The sequence below is a fragment of the Cryobacterium sp. TMT3-29-2 genome (assembly GCF_004564305.1).
GTDB lineage: Bacteria > Actinomycetota > Actinomycetes > Actinomycetales > Microbacteriaceae > Cryobacterium > Cryobacterium sinapicolor.
Genome location: NZ_SOGK01000030.1, coordinates 1 through 18,461 on the forward strand (window position 1 = coordinate 1; position 18,461 = coordinate 18,461).

An 18,461-nucleotide genomic window follows, 5' to 3' on the forward strand; every position below is an offset into this window, starting at 1 on the left:
ACGCGCCAGTTCTTCGAGGTAACTGCCGTCGTCAATGTAGTTGTCCCCCGGGACGCCTGGTTCGGGAGAAGGGTCAATCACCATGACCCACCAGTCGTCCTGATGTTCCAAATAGATATAGGCGTGGCGACCGGCCCACGGACCAGCTTGGATCCTGGCTATGCGTCCTTGCTCACCCCAGAATTCTTCCCCAAGCCACATACTCAGAACCTCACTGCGCCAGCCATAGCGACATGCTAACCACCGGCCAGCGTTGGACAATCGCCGACGCGCGCAACAGACGCTGATCTGCCGAGGTCCCTAGCCTGCCCGCANGTCCCTAGCCTGCCCGCAAGCCGGACCTTCATGGGGCACAGAATTCGCCGCCAGGGCTTCGAGCCGGCTTTGATCAGCTGGGTGGCGTTTGGGAACTTCGAGCGCGACGATCTGACGGAGCGCCCAGTGTGACCAGCGTCGAAAAACGCTTTCCCGCAGCACATCCAGATCAAACTCAGAAGACAATGATGCTTGACACTAAATGTCAATGATCCTTAACATAAGTGTATGTGTCCCCACGACTCCGCTTCCGCCACGGCGAACCCGGTGCGGGAGCGCCGCAAGGAGCGGCGGATTACCCAAGCCGAGCTCGCCGAGCAGGTGAACGTGAGCCGGCAGACCATCATCGCCGTTGAACAAGGCGACTATGCCCCATCTGTGTATCTCGCGTTGCGGATCGCCCGTGCCCTGGGTGGGACCGTCGAAGAACTTTTCACGAACGAGACAGGAGCTGACACATGACGCGCAGACGAAACCTGCTGGACCGATGGACAGAGCGGGTCATGGACCTCGACAGCCCGGCATATGGCGACGAACGCGAACGCGCCGTGTCAATGGAGTCGAGTGCCTTCGGACTGACGGCCGGGCTTTACGTCGGACTCCTGGCCGCCCTCGTCGCCTCACTTTTCGGGCTCATTCTCCTGCCGGTTGTCCTGCTGGTCGTGACCGTCGTGCCGTCGGTCGCGGCCTTGTGGTACGCGAGCCGGCGGAACGTCAACCTCCAGAAGCTCGCCGAGAACGCCGGCGCCCGATCGACAATGGTCGGCATCTTGATCTACGGCGTCGCGATGGTGCTGACCTTCGCCGCGATGACCTACACGGTACTCACGGGGGAGCCGATGCTGCCCACACCGTCGCTCGAGGTGACCCCAGGCGAGGGGTTCCTGGGCGGAATGGCCCAGGGCGCGGTCATAGGCGGAATGATCGGCGGGCTCGCCGCCATCGTCGGAGGAGTCCACGCCTTCCGGCGGGCGAGCCGCCGACGCACGGGGCGCGACCGCTGAACGCTGTCCCGTTGCCGACACATCTCGGTGGAGCGGCGTTCGGGTGCAGAGGTCTACTCGGAAACGGCTAGGCGTGTTGTGTGTCGGTCATCTCCTGCATCCGTCCGCATCGCATCGGCGATCACGCGCCGAATGAAGCGGGACTTCCGCGGTTGTGCGCGCCTCAGTCGTTGCCGACGCACGCGGCAAGGAGAATCTTCAGAAGCGCATCGACCGGCGAACGCGTCCTCCAGGTTAGGAAGCGTGAACTCAGCGTTGCCACAAACTACGAACGCCAGACAGGGCCGTCCACAGACGCAGATTTGGCGCCAATCCGCCGCGGTTCCGATGCTTCGGGGGAGTGGCGTTTGGGAACCTTCAACGCCGCAGCACACGTGTCTAGGTGTTCGTCATGGAAGCACGGGAATTATGCAACGGTCTGTTGCACATTTGTATTAGTCCAACCGTGATCGGGACGGTTTATCCCTCAGACGGTGAGATCTTCCCAAACGAAATTTGTGGTCTCGCCCGTTACCCAGTCATGACGAAGAATTGCATAGGCGACTGATGCCAGCGGGTGCGAGCCGGTCACGGGCCAGCCCTCGCGGTAGTGAGCTTCCTTGATGAACCCTGAGCGAAGGAAAGTCTTGCGCATCGCGATGTTGTCTTCGCGGGTCTGCCCTTCGAATCGATTGATGTTCGGCCATCGCTGGAAGACCTCGGCGGTGAGGGCCCGCAGAATGGGTGCGCCCAACCTGCGGCCCCGAGCGGCCGCGGATAGCCGCAGGTCGAACAAGGGTGCGTCGTCGAGGAGGTCTTCGAGGATCACAAGGCCTATGCGCCCTTCGGATTCCGTTTGGACCCAGAAGCTCGCGTGATCGGGGCCGCCGAATGCTCCGTCGGAGATCTTGCGCTCAAGATCAGTGCGGGACGGTCTGGCGTTTACGTGGAAGGGGAACTCGTTGGACAGCATGAACTGCATAAGTGCAGCGTGGTCGGCTGGCAGGTCGAGCGCGGCAAACGTGATGTCCATGCTGCTAGCTCCTAGGTGATCGCGTGAACGGGCGCCGTTTGGGCTGAATCGAGCCCGTTCAAGCTGGGCCCGATGTCGTCGATGACTCGATCTATCCATTCGAACCGATCGAGCTGTTTGATCTCGAGGGGAAAGAACCAGCCGACAGCGGACAACTCCTCCGTCTCGAGGATGGGCGGTTCCTCGGCGAGGTGGCAGAGGTAAACGGTCGTGACGTAGCTCACGACGTCACCGTTGGGATACTCGTTCGTCAAGTCGCCGCCACCATAGCTATCGACCACGAGGACAATGTCGACCTCGAGTCCGAGTTCCTCTTTGACTTCCCTGCGCAACGCTGCCCGAGGATCCTCCAGCGGTTCGATCCCGCCTCCGACGAATCCCCATCGGTCGCCCGCCACGTGCCGAGCAAGTAGATAACGGCCGGCACCGTCGATTATCACTGCAGTCGCACCAGGCAGGATCAGAAGTCGGGACCCGATGAGCCCGCGAATCGCACTGACGTACTCGGAGAGCGGCATGAGACTGAGGCTATGACACAGTTCCCGAAATATGCTCCGCCGCTTCCAAAAGGATTGGGGAACCTTGAGTAGGACAGCTACAACGTTCCGGGAGCGGATCTCCTAACGCGTCGGCTGAGTCTCAGCATGTGGGCTGGGTTAGCGTGGGCGTTATGACGCGCGTGTGGCTGACGAAATGGGAATGGGCGTGCTGTGGCGATGCTTTTGCCATCGGCGATGAGGTCGACTTCGGTATCGAGACACGAACGCCGCATGCTGCTCTCGCTGAAATGCTCGGGTCGGAACTTTTCGCCACGGTGGACACGATGGAGTCGCACCATGAGGAGGAGCTCGCCGATCGTGTGCGCGGCAGGGTCATCGCGGTACACGCGGTCACACAGGACGTCATCGAGCGTCGGTCTCTGCGTCAGCCCGGCCACGGCGCGCCGCCCGAATCGATCAGGACGGCGGACGGCGACGAGAGGGCGATGGTCGGCCGCGATTTTGGCAATGGAGCGTTCCTAGCAACTTCGCCCTCTCGATACATGATCGAGATCGAGCCAGTTGCGAATACAGCGAGGTTGACCTCGGTTCAGGGAGTTCGGCTGAGCATCGACGTAGACGCCGAACCGCTCTCTTACGCCGGAGAGTTCGCTGTTCCACCGCCCGAGCAACGCCGACGCTCACTGGAGGGCTGGCTCGTCGACATCCAGGAACACGCATAAAGTGTCCGCTCGCGGAACCTTCAGCGGGTCAAAACCTTAGAAGCATCGTGTCCGAATTGTCGACCCGTCCCGCGACGACGAAGCCGTTGCTCACGTATAGAGCACGGGCTCGCTCGTTGTCGTCTTCAACGCTCAAGCTCAGCCCCTGGAGGCCACGATCGACTGAGGCCCGTATGGTCCGCTCCAGTAGGACGCGGCCTATGCCCTGGCCTCGATGAGTGCTCACGACGCCCATGCCTAGTTCGGGGATGCCCTCATCAACGAATCCATATCCGGGATCCTCGGCGGTCATGAACCTCGCCCAAGCCGCACCGACCGGCTTGTCCTCTGCCTCGTAGGCAACGAAACCGAAATCTGAGCTTCGTTTCCAATCGGAGACGTAGTGCCAGATGTCGGGGCTATTCATGATCGCTTGCAGAGTCGCAGGTTGCCGGTCTTCGCGCCAGTTAAACGCTTCGAGCAGCATCGCCGCGAGAATGTCGATGTCCTCAGTGGCAGCGTCGCGGATACGCAATGTCATCGCGCTGTTCCTCAATTCAAAAGAGTGGCTAAGTGGAGCTCGAGCGCGTAGTAGATGTCCTGACTCGACCGGCAGGTTTCGAGGAACCCTGCTTTGGCGAGTACGCGCTGGGAGGCGATGTTGTCGACCGCAGTGTCTGCTTTGACTCGCAGCGCGCCGTGGGTCGCGGCAATTGTGATCGCGGCCAGTAATGCTTCCGTCGCCAGGCCTCGTCCTCGCATGGGTTCGACGAGTCCGTAGCCCAGTTCGACCACTCCGTCTGCACCCGGCGCACCGAAGAAGCCGATCCCGCCGATTGCGCGCCGGTCCTCGGCCACTTGAATCATGTAGAGAGTGAAGACAGGGTGGGCGTCGACTGAATACGCGAGACTCCGCAACGGATCAAGCTCGTCTTCGAGCGGATAATCCTCGTGCCACAGGTCATCCTCGTTGGGCGACCGGTTAATAATTCGCTCAGCCTCACTGGAAGAAAGCGCGTGAAGAACCAAACGTTCAGTAATGACATCCATTTTGCCCAGCATCCCACATCACCGGGCGCCCATAGGGGGCGTTCCTCGGCTGGTTCCAGCGCCAGCGAATCGGAGCCGAAGAGGAACCTCCATCGGGACTGTCCGGGGTCTGAATCTTCAGAGCGATGCGTGCCAGGTTCGTCGAGTAGCCAGCCGGGCGGTCAGGAAGAGCGCAACGCCCATGACTCCGAGGATCGCGGCGAACGTGATTCCCCAGTCCCACACGCTCGACTGGGTATGCACGAGGATGAGATCGTGACACCCTCAGCCTGAACTGTGCGTCGCAAAAAGGTCATCCTCCGCGCGGAATCAACTGCCATCGCGAAAGTCTGCCGGCACGTTAATGCTGTAGACGATGTTGTCGAACTCGGCCACGCAGCTATCGCCCATCGGAGCTTGTGCCAGAAAGCCAACACGTACGGGACCGTCGAAGGCAAGACGGAAGACACGAACGAAGACCCAACTGTGGCCGTCAATGGAAGAGTGGAATGCCCAGGCCGCCCCAGAGCGAACCACGCGAAGGTAGACCGCTTTCTCGGAGACCAGCGTGGAGTTGCAGTCATCCGAATACTCATTTGTCACTACAGACACGACCATGGCCTGGCCCTGGGGCGAATACTCGAAACACAACTTGGCCCAATGGTCAGGGTCACCCCAGATCGCCAAGACGGCGGCGTCGAACGTTGTTCTCTCGGTCGGCACCTGGGCGCGGACCGAAAGCGAGAAGTCTTTTGCCGGGGCGAAGCCGAGCGCGGTCGCCGCGTGTTGTTGAGGACCTCCGAACGCGTCATTGGTCCAGTCGGCGCCAGCGACCGCGGTGAGGATGAGGACACCGCTCGCGGGCGTCTCAGCCAAGCCCGGCCCGTTGACCCATTCGAGCGGAGGCACGCCCGGCACGACAATGCTCATAAGAATTCGATCCTCTCCGTGAGGGCGCAATCCACACCGCCGATGTCAGCGTAGGGGAAAGCAGACACCCATGAACACGCTCGCGTCGACACCGCGCGTGCGAGGCCCGAAAGCGGGACCTTCGGGAGCAAATTCGCGCGTCACTGGTGCAGGTGCCCGCGCGAACCCTGTGCGGTCACTTCCCGCGACTTGAAGAGAAAATCCCGGCGGGCGCCTGGGACTGTGGTTGCATGGCCAAATGGGAACGAGGGGATGGGCGGCTACCGCGTTGTGCGGGCTGGCCATCTTCATGGCATTGCCGCCTGCGGCAGCGATTTACGCGGTTCGAGATCCAAGCTATTCGTGCGTTGTGGACGCACTCCCGGCGTCGCGCGAGAGCGTTGACCCCGGTGAGCCGGTTGTTGGCCGGATCACGTTGATCCCGCTGGGGCTGCAGTGCGAATTCACGTCCATGACCGGGAGGGCGATGACCTTGAAACCCGATGTGGTGTTGACCGTAATGCTCGCCACTTCAGCTGCTTCCGTTCTCGCGGCTGGCTTGGTGCTGGTCCAGGGGAGCAGCCGTCGGCGAGTCCTCCTGGATACAGAGAGACACCGGGAGAGTCCTAGCGAAACGGTCTAGGGCTGGGTGCAACCACGGACCGCGAAACGAACCCCGTGCGGATCGCTTGAGCGATTGCGTCGTCTGCGGGGGCGAGACCTGCGAGACTCACCGCATGTCAACTCAGACGGGTACTCAGAACCGACGTGCTGTGTCTCCGGTGCTCGTCGGATTCGTGGGGATGATCATCGTTCCGTTCTGCATCGTGCTTGCGACCAACTCCTGGGACGCTCCAGACGCAGCAGACTTCGTCCGGATGGCGTTTGGTATCGTAATCGCCGCCACGGTGGCGTCGGTGGCGGCTTGGTGGCTGGCGTTCAACCGGATGAAAGCGGGTCGGAGTGACCGTTACTGGTTCTGGGGCGTTGCTGGCATCGTCACTCTTTCCTCAATTGGCAGCATCTCCAGTGCTGCTGAGACTCTGCTGGTGCAATTGAACAATTCATAGATCGCCAATCCGCGGCCGGGCAAAAGTTGGACGCGGAAGCTCTGCCGGTCCTCAGCCCGCGTCGAAGGAAGGATATTCATGGCTTCTCGAACATCTAGGCTCTCTCTGGTCGTACTTGTCATGTTGGCCCTCAGTGGGTGTTCGGCTGGAGTTGGCACCGGTGACTCCGCGTCGGCTACCGGGGGAGCGATCGAGTTGGCGGTATCGCAGACTTGCGCTGATGGGGCGGACCCGCAATGCGTTCAGGTCAATGGCGAGAATGTTGTTTTCCCATCCGCACTTAAGCGAGCTGGAGTGAAGGATGCCACCATCGCCGAAGGTGAGGGGCAGAACGCGGTTGATGTGACGTTCACCGAAGAGGGGGCGATCGTCTTTAACGCCCTCACGGTGAAGGCTGTCCAAGCCGGGGATTCGGCGCGCCTGATTATCAAGATCGGCGGGGAGATACAGGCTGCCGTCGTGGTGATGGAGGCCATGGAGGGTGATCAGGTGCAGATCAGCGTCTCTCCGGACGACAACGCGCAGAAAATCGTAGACCTGATTCACAAAGGCTGAGAAGCATCGGCGCATCCGGACAAATTCGGGAGAGCGTGGAAGATGAGCTGTGCTGAGCCCAGGTCGTAGGTGGCCCAAGGGGAACCCTTTGCGGATCGCTTGAGCGATTGCGTCGTCTGCGGGGGCGAGACCTGCGAGACTCACCGCATGTCAACTCAGGCGAGTACTCAGAAACGACGCGCTGTGTCCCCAGTTCTCATCGGATTCGTGGGGATGATCATCGTTCCGATCTGTATCGTGCTCGCGACCAACTCCTGGGATCCTCCAGGCCCAGCAGACTTCGTCCGGATGGCGTTCGGGACGGTGATCGCCTCGACCTTGGCGACGGTGGCGGCTTGGTGGCTGGCGCTCAACCGTATGAAAGCGGGTCGGAGTGACCGCTACTGGTTCTGGGGAGTGGCTGGCATCTTCACCTTCTCCGTAATCGGCAGCATCACCGGCGCAGCCGAGACGCTGCTGACGCAATTGACTAATCTCTAGGTCGCCAATCCTCGGCCGGGCAACCAACCGTGACCGCGTCATGCAGTCATCAGGTGAAACGTCGCTACGTCCACGACATCATGGCCTTCGAGGTCGGGGTAGTGCGTGCGTAGTGCTCCGCGAAGTGCGTCCGCGTCGGGGAGGTCTTCCTGGTGGGCGTCGTCGTTAGTCAGGTGATCAAAGCGCCGTGATTCGACGCTCTCGATCTTCGCGTTGAGCCGCCGAATGGTGTCTCCGTCGTCGAATACAAGCACTGCCGATCCAGTCTGGATGGGATCGTGACTGTCTTCTGACCCGAAGCGATGCTGTCGTAGTAGCGAGGGTTGAAGTAGACGATTCTGGGGCCGGATGCGAGGTCCGGTGCCGAGTAGCTCCGGGGCAGTAGATCGCGTATGGGTTCCGCTGTCACGTCGCCGCCGGGGAGGGGCAGGATGACTGCCACGTCGGGGTGAAGGTCGAGCAAGACCTGTCGGCATCGGCCGCACGGAGCGAGCACCCCACGGTCATGGTCACCGACCGCGACGATGGTGACGAGGGGGCCAGCGAGGGCTTGCGCGGCGGCGGCGATGACGACGAGTTCGGCGCAGGGCCCGCCTGTGAAGTGGAAGACGTTCACGCCCGTGTGGACGTTGCCTTGGGTATCCATGGCCGCCGAGGCGACCGTGTGCGTGTCATTGTCTGGCAGGGATCGCGCTATCGCTTCGGCGGCAGTCACGAGACGACGTTCGTTGTTTTCCAGCACGGGCCCAGTCTCGCATCGACACCGGACCCGACTCGCTCTGCGGACTCAAACGAGTTCTCGAATTGGGAACGTCCTACGGACGCGTTTCATTGCAGGCTCAGGGGCGAAGCAACCGAAAACCGATATGAATGTGAGTGCCGGAGCTGTGCGGGCGAAACACGAGCTCGGGCCAGAAGAAACCGAAAAGGCCACAGACGACGTGACGGTTGCGACAGGCCTTGCGGTGCACCCTTTCAACCACACGCCGGACGGGAGTCAGAAATTGAAGCTCACGGAGCCGGCGTTGATCGAGTTGACCGTTAACGTGTAGGGGTTGCCGTCACAGTTCATAACGAAGGCGTGAGTGGCCACGGCTCCAGGATCGATCGTGGTCGGAAACTCATCGACAACATACCCGCGAACCGAATCCCCCGTCTTGACATCGGGGAACGGGAGATTCCATTCGAGCGAGCTTGACCCATCGAACACCTCAATGTCGTCTTCGACGAACTTTGCTGTGCGGTTGCTCCCGTTCTCGATCTTCACCCCAACGCCGCAGTATCCGTCGAAGTGGGTCATCTGCTCCGCTGTGAACTTGAGACCGCCGCTAGATTCCTCCTCGAACGGGCCCACCGTGCAGCCGGTCATCAGGCAAGCGACCACCACCATCGAGAGTCCAGTGGGTACAATCCGTGAAGTTCGCATGGCTTGAGGATGGCATGGATGAGTTCACGTTCGAACTCGGCAAAGGCGGCGCCGATGCCGAGGCAGACTCCAACGGGCTGAGTTTGCTCACAACCTGCACGGCTTTCTTCAAACCGCTCCCGCATCCCCTCCGTGCGCTACAGCTCCTATACTGCTGCGGCGTCGAGCTGATCGCCCTGCTCGGCATAGTCCAGCAACACCTTCACCTCAGGCATGTGCAACAGGGGAACCCTCAAAGGGAGCCGGATTGATCCTGAATCGACGGCCGCTCATCAATCGCGATCCCTTGAGCGCCTAACGCAGTTCTGAAATGAGTACCGCTGTCGTGCCGTCGTCGCGGGCGTCGAAGATGTGGGGTGCGTCCCCGGGGTAACACGCGTAGTCACCGGGGTGCAGCAGGAGCGGGGATGCTGCCGGACCGACCAGCGCTGTCCCGGATATCAGAATCACGTGTTCCACGGTGCCGTGGGTGTGGGGCGCGGAATTTTTGGGGCTGCCCGGTTCGGCTTGCACGAGATAGACATCGCGGCGCGCGTTCGGCGGGCTTGAGGAGAGGAGTGCTGCGGCGTAACTGCTGCCGGCAGAGCCAATTCGCGGCGCATCGGCTGCGCGAATAAGGGTCACCCGTTCGGGTGGTTCATCCACGAGGCGTGCAAAAGGCACGCCGAGCGCGTCGCCCAGGGACCACAGCGTCTCGACGCTGGGGTTACCCACACCCGATTCGAGCTGCGAGACTGTCGCCTTGGATATCCCTGCCCGACGTGCGAGTTCGGAGACAGTCAGGCCTACAGCATTACGTTCGCGCTTGAGCGCTGCCCCGATGCGCGGGCCGAGCGTTTCTGTCATGTGTTCACTATATCGAACATGTGACCAGCTTGACGTACGACCGCGAATCGTTCAGAATAACCGTCATGCGTTCACCAAAACGAACAGTACGCCTCAGGGCCTCCGCCATAGCTATCGCATCGGCGGTGCTGGTGGTCGGTGTTGCCTACGGATCGGCCGCACTGGCGGCAGGCTTCCCACCCTGGCTGGTCATCCTCGCCGCCATTCTCGTGCTCAGCGCATCTTCCGAGTTACTGTTCGTCGGTGTCATCGCGGCCGGCGGCCTGCCGTGGGTTGCGGTCGCTGCAGCGTTGCTGGTGAACCTTCGGAACATCGTCTACGGGTTCTCGGCTTCCTCCTTTCTGCCAGCACCGCGAATTGCTCGGTATCTATCGGCCCACCTCGTGAACGACGAGAGCGTCGCCTTTGCGCTGGCTCAACCGAGATCGGGCCAACGCCTCCTGGCTTTCCGCGTCGCCGGGGTCGCAATCCTTATTGCCTGGCCGCTCGGCGCGGCAATCGGCGTGCTGGTCGGTTACGTCGTGCCCGACCCTGCCCGTCTCGGGTTGGATGCCGCATTCCCCGCCATCTTCCTCGCCATCCTCCTCGGAAGCGTCAAGCGCAGCACGGTAGGACCTGCAGTGGCCGGCGCGACGATCGCCCTAGCCGCCACCCCATTCGTGGCAGCGGGCCTCGCCCCTATCCTCGGCCTGGCAGGGTTGCTCACCGCCGTACGAAAGCGAGGACACCGTGCCTGAAGTTGATCTTGTTCTCGCTGTGCTCGTTCTCGCTGCCGGTACCTACGCCATCAGGCTCGGCGGGGTCGGCTTCGGTGGTTTCCGCCTCGCTCTCCGGCTCGAGCAATGGAGTGAACCCGCGGTAGTCGTGCTCCTTGCAAGCGTCGCCACCACCTCGGCGCTTTATGAAGGGTCCGACTTCGCTGGATGGGCCCGCGTAGTTGGAGTAGCAGTGGCTGCTCTGGCCGCCGCCGTGCGCGCACCGCTCGTCGCTGTCGTCGTCGTTGCGGCCGGGGTCACGGCGTGCCTCAGAGCGCTCGGGGTTCATTGATGCGCCGTGACGCGCGGCCCGGCTGACCGCGTGCCGCGGCCGTCAAGCCACCGCAGCGCTTCAGGATCGGCTGCACCGATGTACCGATTTGCTTGATACGCGTCCTGAAGCCAGTGCGCATCAGCAAGGATTCAGGATCCTCGCAAGCCCGACCCTGAACGCACACAAGCCCGAGACTACGGGCCGGGCACGAACGCACAGATGCGGAACGCCCGAATAACCCGCCCGGCGTGGATTCTTACTCAGGTGTGTCAACTGCAACAAGCCCGGAGCGCCATGAGACCCCACGGCAGGACATGGTCGGGGCCTGTTGTAGAACGCCCGTCGATTCCGTGATTGACCTGACGTGAGGCGTCACCGGTCTCAGAGGTCGGCGAGCATACTCACCGGGGACTCGATGCAGCGTGCGACGTAGGTGAGGAAACCGGCAGCGGTACCACCGTCACAGACCCGGTGGTCGAAGACCAGGGACAGTTCAACGACCGTGCGCACCGCGAGGGCGTGGTTGACCACCCAGGGACGCTCGATCATCCGCCCGATGCCCAGAATGGCGGCTTCGGGGTGGTTAATGATCGCGGCTGACCCATCGACACCGAGCGCACCAAAGTTGTTCAGGGTGAAGGTGCCACCGGTGAGCCGAGAGGGAGGGAACGCGCCATCCGCCGCCTGGGCCACGATACCGGCGATCGCATCCCGCAACTCGCGGGTGGTCATCGCCTGGGCGTCGTGCACCACCGGCACCATCAGCCCCCGTGGGGTCTGTGCGGCAAGCCCGAGGTTGATGGCGCCGCGCTGTAAAATCTCCTGGCTCGCTGTGTCGACCGATGAATTCAACAGCGGGAAGCGGCGCAATCCGGCTACCGTGAACCGGGCGATCAGAGCAGTCACGCTGAAACGCTCGCCCGTGCTCTCGAAGAGACGGTCTCGCGCGGCGAAAAGTTCGGTCGCGTCGACATCGAGCCAGACCGTGGCCTCGGGGATTTCCCGGCGTGAGGTGGTCATCCGCTCTGACACCACCTTCCGCAGGCCTGTGATCGGGATACGGATGTCATGGGTGGAGGCGGACCGGGTCTCGACGGGCTCGACCAACGGTGCGTGCTCGACCAACGGTGCGGGCTCGACCACGACTCCAGGCTCGACGATCGGTGTTGGCTCGACCGTCGATACAGGGCCGGTCGCCGCTGCCCGCTCCCGGATCACCGACTCGACGTCCCGGCGTAGCACGAGTGCGTTACTGCCGCTTCCGATCAGCCGGGTCGCGTCGAGGCCGTTCTCACGGGCGAGGCGACGAACGAGAGGCGAGACCACGGGGGAGCGGCCGGCCGGGCTCGCCGACGAGATCGGGGCCGTTACCGGTGTCGGGGCGGGCGGGGCCACGACGGCGACCGGTGCGACGATCGGCGTGGTGAGCGCAGTCGTTAAGCCTGGCCGCAGACCGAAGCGCGCGGTGGCCGGGCGCCGGACGGGACGCGTGTTCTCGCTCGTGCCGTAGCCGATGAGCACCGCACCGGATGCCGCCCCGCCGACCTTCGCGGGAGGAACCGTGGCCGGCATTGATGTGGGCGTCGGAGCCGGCTGAGAGGTAGGCGGTGCGGTGTCCGCGGCATCCGTCACCGTCAGCAGAACCTGCCCAGCGTGCACGATCTGGCCGACTGACCCGTTCAGAGCCACTACCACCCCGCCGTACGGCGACGGCAGTTCCACGATGGACTTGGCCGATTCGACCTCGACCACAGGCTGATCGATGGCGATGGTATCGCCCACGGCCACCAGCCAGGAGACGATTTCGGCCTCGGTGAGTCCTTCGCCGAGGTCCGGCAGGATGAAGTTCAGCGACATCAGTTCCACTCCCAGGTTCCGAGGGCGGCAAGGATGCGGTCGGGGGTCGGCAGGAAGTACTCCTCGAGTTTGGGGGAGGGATAGGGGATGTCGAAGCCCGTGATCCGCAGGATGGGTGCGGCCAGGTAGAAGAAGTTGCGCTCCGTCAGCCGGGCTGCGACCTCCGCCCCGTAGCCGCCGAACTGCGCCGCCTCGTGCAGCACGGCGGCGCGAGAGGTTTTCCGCACGGAGGCACCCACGGTCTCGTCGTCGAACGGGGACAGGCTGCGCAGATCGACGACCTCGATCGAGAGGCCTTCGGCCACGGCCAACTCCGCGGTGGCGACAGCGGTCTTCACAGTCGGTCCGTAAGCGATCAGCGTGACGTCGGTGCCCTCGCGCAGCACGACCGCGGTGTTCATCGCTGCGGTGCGCACGGGCAAGCTGAGCTCGGCCTTGGCCCAGTACCGGCTCTTGGGTTCGAGGAAGATGACCGGGTCGTCACTGGTGATGGCTTCGCGGAGCATCGAGTAGGCATCCGCCGGATTCGACGGCGAGACGACGGTGAGACCGGGCGTCGCCGTCCAGTAGGCCTCGGAGGAATCCGAGTGGTGTTCGACCCCGCCGATGTCACCGGCGTAGGGAATGCGGATCACGAGGGGCAGTTGGATTCGCCCGCGGGTGCGGTTGCGCATCTTGGCCACGTGCGACACGATCTGCTCGAACGCCGGGTAGCTGAATGCGTCGAACTGCATCTCCACCACCGGGCGCAGACCGTACATCGCCATGCCGATCGCGGTACCGACGATCCCGGACTCGGCCAGCGGTGAGTCGCTCACCCGGCTCTCCCCGAATTCGGCGTACAGCCCGTCGGTCACCCGGAAGACTCCGCCGAGCGGGCCGACATCCTCACCGAACAGAACGACCGTCGGGTCGTCGCGCATCGCATCCTGGATCGCGGCGTTGAGAGCTGCCGCCATGGTGAGAGTGACCGGCGCGCGCAGCGGCAGCGGCGTCGGTGCGGTGTCGTGGAGTGTCATCGGGTTCCCCCTGATTGAGCGGTGCTGGATTCCGCGGTGTCGGCGGCGACGGATGCGGCGGCGTGCTCGGCGAGCTCGACCGCCAGGAAGGCGCGCTGTTCCGCCAAGGCGGCGCGCGGGGTCGCGTAGACGTGCTCGAACAACTCGAGCGGATCCACCGGCGCGGACCGGGTCATGCACTCCCGGGTGTCCGCGGCCAGATCCTCGGCCTCGGCACGGATGTCCGCGCGCTCCGCGTCGCTCAGCGCACCGATCTCGCCGAGGTAGGTGTCCAGGCGGGTGATCGGGTCGCGGCGTCGCCAGATCTCCAGATCCCCGGCATCGCGGTAGCGGCTCGGGTCGTCGGAGTTCGTGTGTGCCTCCATCCGGTAGGTCAGACCCTCGATCAGGGTTGGTCCCTGGCCGGCGCGGGCGTTCTGGACTGCCGTCGAGGTGACCGCGTACATCGCGGCGACGTCGTTGCCGTCGACGAAGTAGCCGGGCATCCCGTAGCCGATGGCTTTGTCGGCGATGGTGCGGCAGCGCATCTGCTTGTCCAGCGGCACGCTGATCGCGAACTGGTTGTTCTGCACCACGAAGACGACCGGGGCCTGCCAGACGGCGGCGAAGTTGAACGCCTCGTGGGCGTCGCCCTCGCTGGTGGCGCCGTCTCCGAGGAGGGTCAGCGCCACTGTGGCGTCCCGCTTGAGCTTGGAGGCGGTTGCGAGCCCCACGGCGTGCAGAGCCTGGGTGGCCAGCGGGGTCGCCTGTGGGGCGATCCGGTGGGCGTTCTGGTCGTATCCGCTGTGCCAATCCCCGCGGAACGAGGCCAGGATGTGCTCGGCCGGCACGCCGCGGGTGAGCAGGGCCATGCTGTCCCGGTAGGTGGGGAAGAGCCAGTCCTCGGGGCCGAGGGCAGCGACCGCGGCGATTTCGCAGGCCTCCTGACCGAGGGCCGACGGGTAGGTCGCGAGACGCCCCTGCCGGGTCAGTGCGGTGACCTGCACATCGAACCGGCGGGCGACGACCATGCGCCGGTAGAGGCTGAGCAGTGTGGCCGGGTCCGGCAGCACGAGCCCACCGGCCTCATCGGGGTTGGCGGCGCGGCCGGTGTCATCGATCAGGCGGAGGGGGCGCGGCGCGGCGAGGGGACTCTCGACCAGGCTCTCGACATTGAGGCTCATGACGCAATGGTGCGGCATCTCAACGCCTTAGACGATGCCCCGGCGACGGATGCGAACGTTTGGTCGGAAGCGGCGTCGCGCCGGACCAATCGTCCGTGAAGAACGGCCGGTCAGCGCCAACTGTCCGCCGCGCGTGCCGGGGGCAGGCCGGTGATCTCCTCCAGGATCAAATGGGATCGGGTGGAGATCACACCGGGCATGCTGTGGATATCGCGCAGGATGGCCCGGCTCAATTGCTCGTGGTCGGGGGCGCTGACGGTGAGGATGATGTCGATGTCGCCGCTCACGGCCTGCGCCTTCTCGACGAAGGGCAGCTCGCTCAGCCGCCGGGCCATCTCGGCCCACGAGACCTCGCCGATCTTCACGATCACGAGGGCGGAGACCCCGAGTCCGAGCGCCCGGCGGTCGATCTGCGCGCCGAACCCGGTGACCACACCCTGACGGACGAGATTCTGCACCCGGCTGTGCGCGGTGGTGCGGGAAATGTGCACGAGCGTGGCCAACTGCCGCATGGACAGGCGGCCGTCGCGGCTCAGCTCGGCCACGATCTGCCGGTCGATCGGGTCGAGACCGTCGGGTGTGCCCGGCACGGCGGGGGCCGAGTGCTGCGTCATTGGAATCCTCCGGCTGGGGAAACCCTCAGACTACCGCCAGCTCCAGCGACTGCCGCATCGCCCGCAGGTAATGGTTCTTCGGCCAGTGGCGCAGGCGGCGCGGCAGCCGGGGGTAGACGCGCCTGGTCAACCGGATCAGCCGGTCGAAGCGGCGCTGCGCCCCCGCTGACCAAGACAGACCGAACAACTCTCGCACCTGGCCGGGCAGCAGCCCGACGGTGACGAGGCGCGCCAGCGGCATCATCAGTCGCAGCCAGACCGGCCCCGTGCGCGGATGCAGCAGCTGGCTGGCGACGGCGCGCGTGGCGGCATCCGTCTGCAACTCACCGAGGCGCCGGTCCCAGTAGGCGGCGAAGGCGACCCGGTCCGGCGGCCACAGCCCCGACGGCATCTGCAGCGCGGTGCCCAGCACGGCATACTCCCGGTACAGCAGGTCGGCGGTATCGTCGTCGAGCGGGCCGTAGACCAGCTCCCGCATCGTGATGGCGGATTCGTAGAGGGTCGCCGCCACCCAGAGCTGCAGCTCCGGGGTGAAGGCGCTGTACGCCGGGCTCGCCGCGGTGGCCGGGGCCGACACCGGGCCGTGGGCCTGATTGACCTGGCGGCGCGCCCCGGCCGCCTCCTCGGGCGTGCCGAACACGACCGCGTACACGTACGTCAGGGTGCCGCGCAGCCGATCGAGCGGTCGGGATGTGAAATCGCTGTGGTGGGCCACCCCGTGGCCGATAGCCGGGTCGGCGATCTGCAGCAGGATCGCCCGGCCTCCGGCGGCGATCAGCACGGCCTCACCGGCAATCTCTGTCATCTGCATGCGTGCCTTCCCACTCGAGGTCCGAGTGTAACGCCGCGACCGGAGAAGTGGATGCGTGCGACGTCCCGCCTCTGGTCGGCGGGCTAGCCTGTACTGATGAGACACCCGGTTCCCGCCCGCCGCGTGATGGCGCTCGCAGCGGGACCGGGCCCCCGGGGCGGAAGCACTGCAGACGCTCCCCGCGCAGGCCGCGGAGGAGGCGTTCCGCAGCCGGTCGTCCCTTCTGGAGTCCGTCGGCGTGAGTGTCAACTTCGGGATCGTCGCCGACGTCACGGCCGACCCTGGTTCGTTCCTGGCCGGCCGAGCGAATCCCGAGCTCTTCGGCACCGATGTCACCACCCTGATCGGCAGAATCGTTGAAGCGGTCGACTCTGGGCGCCTCACGCCGGAGCAGATCGATGAGGCCGCATACAAGCTCCTCGTGCTGCGCGGCCGGGTCGCTCTCCGCGCAGTCCAGGAGTGATCCGCGGGTCCGCGGCGGCGGGTTCGACAGTTCCGGTCGAGGTCGGCCGGTGTGCCGATCGGTCTCGACCGGAAACGTCGACGTCGACGGATGCCGCGGGCCGGCCCCCGCGACCGGTGCCGTGAGTGGGTGGGGCGGCTGCTGCTAGCCCTCGGCCGTACCGACGTAGTACGCGGTGACGACCTCGCGGGTGCTGAGCGGGTCTTCCCCCGAGATCGGCGCGACCTGCACCGTCCACCGGGGATCGGACCGGTCGATGCCGTCAGCGCTCTCGGCCCAGACCGCTCCGTCATCCGAACACGAGTACGTGCCGTACCAGTCGGGGTGCTCGGCCAGATCGTTCCAGACCCCGCCGCTGCGGATCAGGCAGCGGTCTCCATCGCTGAGCGCCAGCCCGAGCGGTTGCGCCTGCTCGGGCGCGGTGGCCGTCGGCAGGCTCCCGCCGCTCGGCAGGCGCACTATTACGGTGGTCCACGGATCGCGGTAGCAGGCCACGAAACCCGGGTCCGGGTCTTGCCAGCAGGCTACGGCGAACGCGCTCGACGGAGCGCAGGCGAGAATGTCGTCATCGACGGCGACCGCGGACGGCCGCGCATCGAATGAGGTGCCACCACAGTCGAGAGTGACATGTGCCTCGTCGGTCACGGTGAAGCCCGCGGCAGGGAGACCGCGCTCAGTGACTGGGCGCATCACGACGCTTTCGGTGGCCGGTGCCGCGGGGGAGGACGACGGAGAGGGAGACGAACACCCGGCGAGCGGAACGATCAGCAGGCTCAGGGGGAGCAGGAACCGTGAGCGCATTTCCGCCCTCCGTTCCACCTGTGAGCCAGCCCCCTGAGCGACCGACGGTACCCTCGGCCCCAGAGGCCGTCAAGGGATTCCTGCGGGAGTGTGCGGGCAGTCGCCGTTAAGAACTTTCGCCAATCTGGAATAAATACATTTCCTATGCGCTTGCATGAAACCGTGGACGAGAATCCACCGTCCCGCGAATTGAGGAGAACCCATGACTGAGACCACCGCAGTGAGCATCCCCGGCTACAAGGCCGGAACTTGGACCATCGACCCGACGCACAGCGAGGTCGGATTCAGCATCCGTCACATTATGATCAGCAAGGTCAAGGGCACATTCGAGAAGTTCGACGCGACCTTCGTCACCGGCGAGAACCCGCTCGACTCCTCCGTCACGGCCTCCGCTCAGGTCGTGTCGATCAACACCAACCAGGCGGACCGCGACGGCCACCTGCGCACCGGCGACTTCTTCGACGCCGAGACCTACCCGACCATCGACTTCGTCTCCACCGGCGTTCGCCAGGTCAAGGGCGACTTCCTGATCGACGGCAACCTCACCATCAAGGGCGTCACCAAGCCCGTCACCTTCGACTTCGAGTTCGGCGGCTTCGGCACCGACCCGTACGGCAACTACAAGGCCGGCGCCACGGCGAAGACCGAGGTCACCCGGGCCGACTTCGGCCTCACCTACAACGCGGCCCTCGAGACCGGCGGAATGCTGCTCGGCGAGAAGGTCACCATCACCATCGAATTGCAGGCTGCGCTCAACCAGGCGTAGTCGTTCCCGCGCAGAGGTCTGCGCAGGGTGCACACGAACGAGAGAGGGGCCCGACACCTGTGAGGCCCCTCTCTCGTTCGTGTGCGCTTAC

Annotated in this window: 27 protein-coding genes; 11 read left to right on the plus strand and 16 right to left on the minus strand. The window is 64.4% G+C overall.

The window, feature by feature from the left end; translation table 11 throughout:
- A partial coding sequence (locus E3O67_RS17230; RefSeq protein WP_206750557.1) for a hypothetical protein occupies window positions 1–201 on the minus strand: 201 nt, incomplete at its 3' end.
- 342 nt (window positions 202–543) lie between these two features.
- Here E3O67_RS17230 and E3O67_RS03950 point away from each other — a divergent pair.
- Both E3O67_RS03950 and E3O67_RS03955 read left to right on the plus strand, forming a co-directional pair.
- Window positions 544–777: a helix-turn-helix transcriptional regulator gene (locus E3O67_RS03950; RefSeq protein WP_134378192.1), complete on the plus strand. Its 234-nt coding sequence runs from the start codon at window positions 544–546 to the stop codon at window positions 775–777.
- Window positions 774–1,319, plus strand: coding sequence for a hypothetical protein (locus E3O67_RS03955; RefSeq protein ID WP_135101941.1), 546 nt, complete (start codon window positions 774–776; stop codon window positions 1,317–1,319). Before E3O67_RS03950 ends, E3O67_RS03955 begins: the two co-directional genes overlap by 4 nt.
- 466 nt (window positions 1,320–1,785) lie before the next feature.
- Here E3O67_RS03955 and E3O67_RS03960 read toward each other — a convergent pair whose 3' ends face one another.
- Together E3O67_RS03960 and E3O67_RS03965 are read right to left on the minus strand one after the other, a co-directional pair.
- On the minus strand, window positions 1,786–2,331 hold the full coding sequence (locus tag E3O67_RS03960; protein WP_135101943.1) for a GNAT family N-acetyltransferase: 546 nt from the start codon (window positions 2,329–2,331) through the stop codon (window positions 1,786–1,788).
- 11 nt (window positions 2,332–2,342) lie between these two features.
- Window positions 2,343–2,849 (minus strand): NUDIX domain-containing protein, encoded by a 507-nt coding sequence (locus tag E3O67_RS03965; RefSeq protein ID WP_135101945.1) that lies wholly within the window; start codon window positions 2,847–2,849, stop codon window positions 2,343–2,345.
- Between the two features lie 152 nt (window positions 2,850–3,001).
- Between E3O67_RS03965 and E3O67_RS03970 the strand changes: the two genes are divergently transcribed.
- Complete coding sequence (locus E3O67_RS03970; RefSeq protein ID WP_135101947.1) at window positions 3,002–3,553, plus strand: DUF6578 domain-containing protein; 552 nt, start codon at window positions 3,002–3,004, stop codon at window positions 3,551–3,553.
- Window positions 3,554–3,581: 28 nt separating this feature from the next.
- Here E3O67_RS03970 and E3O67_RS03975 read toward each other — a convergent pair whose 3' ends face one another.
- The 4 genes from E3O67_RS03975 to E3O67_RS03985 form a co-directional block, all read right to left on the minus strand.
- Window positions 3,582–4,073 carry a GNAT family N-acetyltransferase gene (locus E3O67_RS03975; RefSeq protein ID WP_135101949.1) on the minus strand — a complete coding sequence of 164 codons (492 nt, stop codon included), beginning with the start codon at window positions 4,071–4,073 and terminating at the stop codon, window positions 3,582–3,584.
- Between the two features lie 11 nt (window positions 4,074–4,084).
- Window positions 4,085–4,582, minus strand: a complete 498-nt coding sequence (locus tag E3O67_RS03980; RefSeq protein WP_135101951.1) for a GNAT family N-acetyltransferase — start codon at window positions 4,580–4,582, stop codon at window positions 4,085–4,087.
- A 117-nt stretch (window positions 4,583–4,699) separates the two neighbouring features.
- On the minus strand, window positions 4,700–4,825 hold the full coding sequence (locus E3O67_RS17600) for a hypothetical protein (RefSeq protein WP_255575487.1): 126 nt from the start codon (window positions 4,823–4,825) through the stop codon (window positions 4,700–4,702).
- 66 nt (window positions 4,826–4,891) lie between these two features.
- Window positions 4,892–5,491: a DUF1349 domain-containing protein gene (locus tag E3O67_RS03985; protein WP_135101953.1), complete on the minus strand. Its 600-nt coding sequence runs from the start codon at window positions 5,489–5,491 to the stop codon at window positions 4,892–4,894.
- A 716-nt stretch (window positions 5,492–6,207) separates the two neighbouring features.
- On the opposite strand from E3O67_RS03985, the gene E3O67_RS03990 reads away from it, so the two are divergent.
- From E3O67_RS03990 to E3O67_RS04000, 3 genes are all read left to right on the plus strand, one after another.
- Window positions 6,208–6,540 carry a hypothetical protein gene (locus E3O67_RS03990; RefSeq protein ID WP_135101955.1) on the plus strand — a complete coding sequence of 111 codons (333 nt, stop codon included), beginning with the start codon at window positions 6,208–6,210 and terminating at the stop codon, window positions 6,538–6,540.
- A 294-nt stretch (window positions 6,541–6,834) separates the two neighbouring features.
- A complete protein-coding gene (locus E3O67_RS03995) occupies window positions 6,835–7,095 on the plus strand; it encodes a hypothetical protein (RefSeq protein WP_135101957.1) in 261 nt (86 codons plus the stop codon).
- A gap of 213 nt (window positions 7,096–7,308) precedes the next feature.
- Window positions 7,309–7,575, plus strand: a complete 267-nt coding sequence (locus tag E3O67_RS04000) for a hypothetical protein (RefSeq protein WP_206750558.1) — start codon at window positions 7,309–7,311, stop codon at window positions 7,573–7,575.
- Between the two features lie 169 nt (window positions 7,576–7,744).
- Here the strand turns inward: E3O67_RS04000 and E3O67_RS04005 are convergent, their stop codons facing one another.
- The gene (locus E3O67_RS04005) at window positions 7,745–8,317 is read right to left on the minus strand and encodes a cytidine deaminase (RefSeq protein WP_135101961.1); all 573 of its coding nucleotides are present in this window, start codon (window positions 8,315–8,317) and stop codon (window positions 7,745–7,747) included.
- 255 nt (window positions 8,318–8,572) lie between these two features.
- Complete coding sequence (locus E3O67_RS04010) at window positions 8,573–8,965, minus strand: hypothetical protein (RefSeq protein ID WP_135101963.1); 393 nt, start codon at window positions 8,963–8,965, stop codon at window positions 8,573–8,575.
- A gap of 23 nt (window positions 8,966–8,988) precedes the next feature.
- On the opposite strand from E3O67_RS04010, the gene E3O67_RS04015 reads away from it, so the two are divergent.
- Complete coding sequence (locus E3O67_RS04015) at window positions 8,989–9,252, plus strand: hypothetical protein (RefSeq protein ID WP_135101965.1); 264 nt, start codon at window positions 8,989–8,991, stop codon at window positions 9,250–9,252.
- Window positions 9,253–9,295: 43 nt separating this feature from the next.
- Here the strand turns inward: E3O67_RS04015 and E3O67_RS04020 are convergent, their stop codons facing one another.
- Window positions 9,296–9,847, minus strand: coding sequence for a helix-turn-helix domain-containing protein (locus E3O67_RS04020; protein ID WP_134430888.1), 552 nt, complete (start codon window positions 9,845–9,847; stop codon window positions 9,296–9,298).
- Between the two features lie 65 nt (window positions 9,848–9,912).
- Between E3O67_RS04020 and E3O67_RS04025 the strand changes: the two genes are divergently transcribed.
- Window positions 9,913–10,584 (plus strand): AzlC family ABC transporter permease, encoded by a 672-nt coding sequence (locus tag E3O67_RS04025; RefSeq protein ID WP_135101967.1) that lies wholly within the window; start codon window positions 9,913–9,915, stop codon window positions 10,582–10,584.
- 19 nt (window positions 10,585–10,603) lie between these two features.
- Window positions 10,604–10,894: an AzlD domain-containing protein gene (locus E3O67_RS17725; protein ID WP_370260062.1), complete on the plus strand. Its 291-nt coding sequence runs from the start codon at window positions 10,604–10,606 to the stop codon at window positions 10,892–10,894.
- Window positions 10,895–11,257: 363 nt separating this feature from the next.
- Here the strand turns inward: E3O67_RS17725 and E3O67_RS04035 are convergent, their stop codons facing one another.
- The 5 genes from E3O67_RS04035 to E3O67_RS04055 all read right to left on the minus strand — a co-directional run bounded on the left by E3O67_RS04035 (window position 11,258) and on the right by E3O67_RS04055 (window position 16,334).
- On the minus strand, window positions 11,258–12,733 hold the full coding sequence (locus tag E3O67_RS04035) for a dihydrolipoamide acetyltransferase family protein (protein ID WP_135101969.1): 1,476 nt from the start codon (window positions 12,731–12,733) through the stop codon (window positions 11,258–11,260).
- On the minus strand, window positions 12,733–13,752 hold the full coding sequence (locus tag E3O67_RS04040; RefSeq protein WP_135101971.1) for an alpha-ketoacid dehydrogenase subunit beta: 1,020 nt from the start codon (window positions 13,750–13,752) through the stop codon (window positions 12,733–12,735). The genes E3O67_RS04035 and E3O67_RS04040 overlap by 1 nt, the downstream gene beginning before the upstream one ends.
- Window positions 13,749–14,915, minus strand: coding sequence for a pyruvate dehydrogenase (acetyl-transferring) E1 component subunit alpha (pdhA, locus tag E3O67_RS04045; protein ID WP_134430902.1), 1,167 nt, complete (start codon window positions 14,913–14,915; stop codon window positions 13,749–13,751). Before pdhA ends, E3O67_RS04040 begins: the two co-directional genes overlap by 4 nt.
- Window positions 14,916–15,025: 110 nt before the next feature.
- Window positions 15,026–15,529, minus strand: coding sequence for an Lrp/AsnC family transcriptional regulator (locus tag E3O67_RS04050; protein ID WP_134430904.1), 504 nt, complete (start codon window positions 15,527–15,529; stop codon window positions 15,026–15,028).
- 25 nt (window positions 15,530–15,554) lie between these two features.
- The gene (locus tag E3O67_RS04055) at window positions 15,555–16,334 is read right to left on the minus strand and encodes an oxygenase MpaB family protein (protein WP_241981975.1); all 780 of its coding nucleotides are present in this window, start codon (window positions 16,332–16,334) and stop codon (window positions 15,555–15,557) included.
- A 244-nt stretch (window positions 16,335–16,578) separates the two neighbouring features.
- Here E3O67_RS04055 and E3O67_RS04060 point away from each other — a divergent pair, with 244 nt between their 5' ends.
- Window positions 16,579–16,803, plus strand: a complete 225-nt coding sequence (locus E3O67_RS04060) for a hypothetical protein (protein ID WP_135101975.1) — start codon at window positions 16,579–16,581, stop codon at window positions 16,801–16,803.
- A gap of 144 nt (window positions 16,804–16,947) precedes the next feature.
- Here the strand turns inward: E3O67_RS04060 and E3O67_RS04065 are convergent, their stop codons facing one another.
- The gene (locus E3O67_RS04065; protein WP_135101977.1) at window positions 16,948–17,604 is read right to left on the minus strand and encodes a hypothetical protein; all 657 of its coding nucleotides are present in this window, start codon (window positions 17,602–17,604) and stop codon (window positions 16,948–16,950) included.
- A 202-nt stretch (window positions 17,605–17,806) separates the two neighbouring features.
- On the opposite strand from E3O67_RS04065, the gene E3O67_RS04070 reads away from it, so the two are divergent.
- Window positions 17,807–18,370, plus strand: coding sequence for a YceI family protein (locus tag E3O67_RS04070; RefSeq protein ID WP_134430916.1), 564 nt, complete (start codon window positions 17,807–17,809; stop codon window positions 18,368–18,370).
- Window positions 18,371–18,461 lie beyond the last annotated feature (91 nt).

What these genes read in the sequence shown, in the direction of transcription:
- E3O67_RS03950 (WP_134378192.1), top strand. Translation starts at nt 544, where the DNA reads ATGTGTCCCCACGACTCCGCTTCCGCCACGGCGAACCCGGTGCGGGAG.
- E3O67_RS03955 (WP_135101941.1), top strand. Translation starts at nt 774, where the DNA reads ATGACGCGCAGACGAAACCTGCTGGACCGATGGACAGAGCGGGTCATG.
- E3O67_RS03960 (WP_135101943.1), bottom strand. Translation starts at nt 2,331, where the DNA reads ATGGACATCACGTTTGCCGCGCTCGACCTGCCAGCCGACCACGCTGCA.
- E3O67_RS03965 (WP_135101945.1), bottom strand. Translation starts at nt 2,849, where the DNA reads ATGCCGCTCTCCGAGTACGTCAGTGCGATTCGCGGGCTCATCGGGTCC.
- E3O67_RS03970 (WP_135101947.1), top strand. Translation starts at nt 3,002, where the DNA reads ATGACGCGCGTGTGGCTGACGAAATGGGAATGGGCGTGCTGTGGCGAT.
- E3O67_RS03975 (WP_135101949.1), bottom strand. Translation starts at nt 4,073, where the DNA reads ATGACATTGCGTATCCGCGACGCTGCCACTGAGGACATCGACATTCTC.
- E3O67_RS03980 (WP_135101951.1), bottom strand. Translation starts at nt 4,582, where the DNA reads ATGGATGTCATTACTGAACGTTTGGTTCTTCACGCGCTTTCTTCCAGT.
- E3O67_RS03985 (WP_135101953.1), bottom strand. Translation starts at nt 5,491, where the DNA reads ATGAGCATTGTCGTGCCGGGCGTGCCTCCGCTCGAATGGGTCAACGGG.
- E3O67_RS03990 (WP_135101955.1), top strand. Translation starts at nt 6,208, where the DNA reads ATGTCAACTCAGACGGGTACTCAGAACCGACGTGCTGTGTCTCCGGTG.
- E3O67_RS04000 (WP_206750558.1), top strand. Translation starts at nt 7,309, where the DNA reads ATGATCATCGTTCCGATCTGTATCGTGCTCGCGACCAACTCCTGGGAT.
- E3O67_RS04010 (WP_135101963.1), bottom strand. Translation starts at nt 8,965, where the DNA reads ATGGTGGTGGTCGCTTGCCTGATGACCGGCTGCACGGTGGGCCCGTTC.
- E3O67_RS04020 (WP_134430888.1), bottom strand. Translation starts at nt 9,847, where the DNA reads ATGACAGAAACGCTCGGCCCGCGCATCGGGGCAGCGCTCAAGCGCGAA.
- E3O67_RS04025 (WP_135101967.1), top strand. Translation starts at nt 9,913, where the DNA reads ATGCGTTCACCAAAACGAACAGTACGCCTCAGGGCCTCCGCCATAGCT.
- E3O67_RS04035 (WP_135101969.1), bottom strand. Translation starts at nt 12,733, where the DNA reads ATGTCGCTGAACTTCATCCTGCCGGACCTCGGCGAAGGACTCACCGAG.
- E3O67_RS04040 (WP_135101971.1), bottom strand. Translation starts at nt 13,752, where the DNA reads ATGACACTCCACGACACCGCACCGACGCCGCTGCCGCTGCGCGCGCCG.
- pdhA (WP_134430902.1), bottom strand. Translation starts at nt 14,915, where the DNA reads ATGAGCCTCAATGTCGAGAGCCTGGTCGAGAGTCCCCTCGCCGCGCCG.
- E3O67_RS04050 (WP_134430904.1), bottom strand. Translation starts at nt 15,529, where the DNA reads ATGACGCAGCACTCGGCCCCCGCCGTGCCGGGCACACCCGACGGTCTC.
- E3O67_RS04055 (WP_241981975.1), bottom strand. Translation starts at nt 16,334, where the DNA reads ATGACAGAGATTGCCGGTGAGGCCGTGCTGATCGCCGCCGGAGGCCGG.
- E3O67_RS04065 (WP_135101977.1), bottom strand. Translation starts at nt 17,604, where the DNA reads ATGCGCTCACGGTTCCTGCTCCCCCTGAGCCTGCTGATCGTTCCGCTC.
- E3O67_RS04070 (WP_134430916.1), top strand. Translation starts at nt 17,807, where the DNA reads ATGACTGAGACCACCGCAGTGAGCATCCCCGGCTACAAGGCCGGAACT.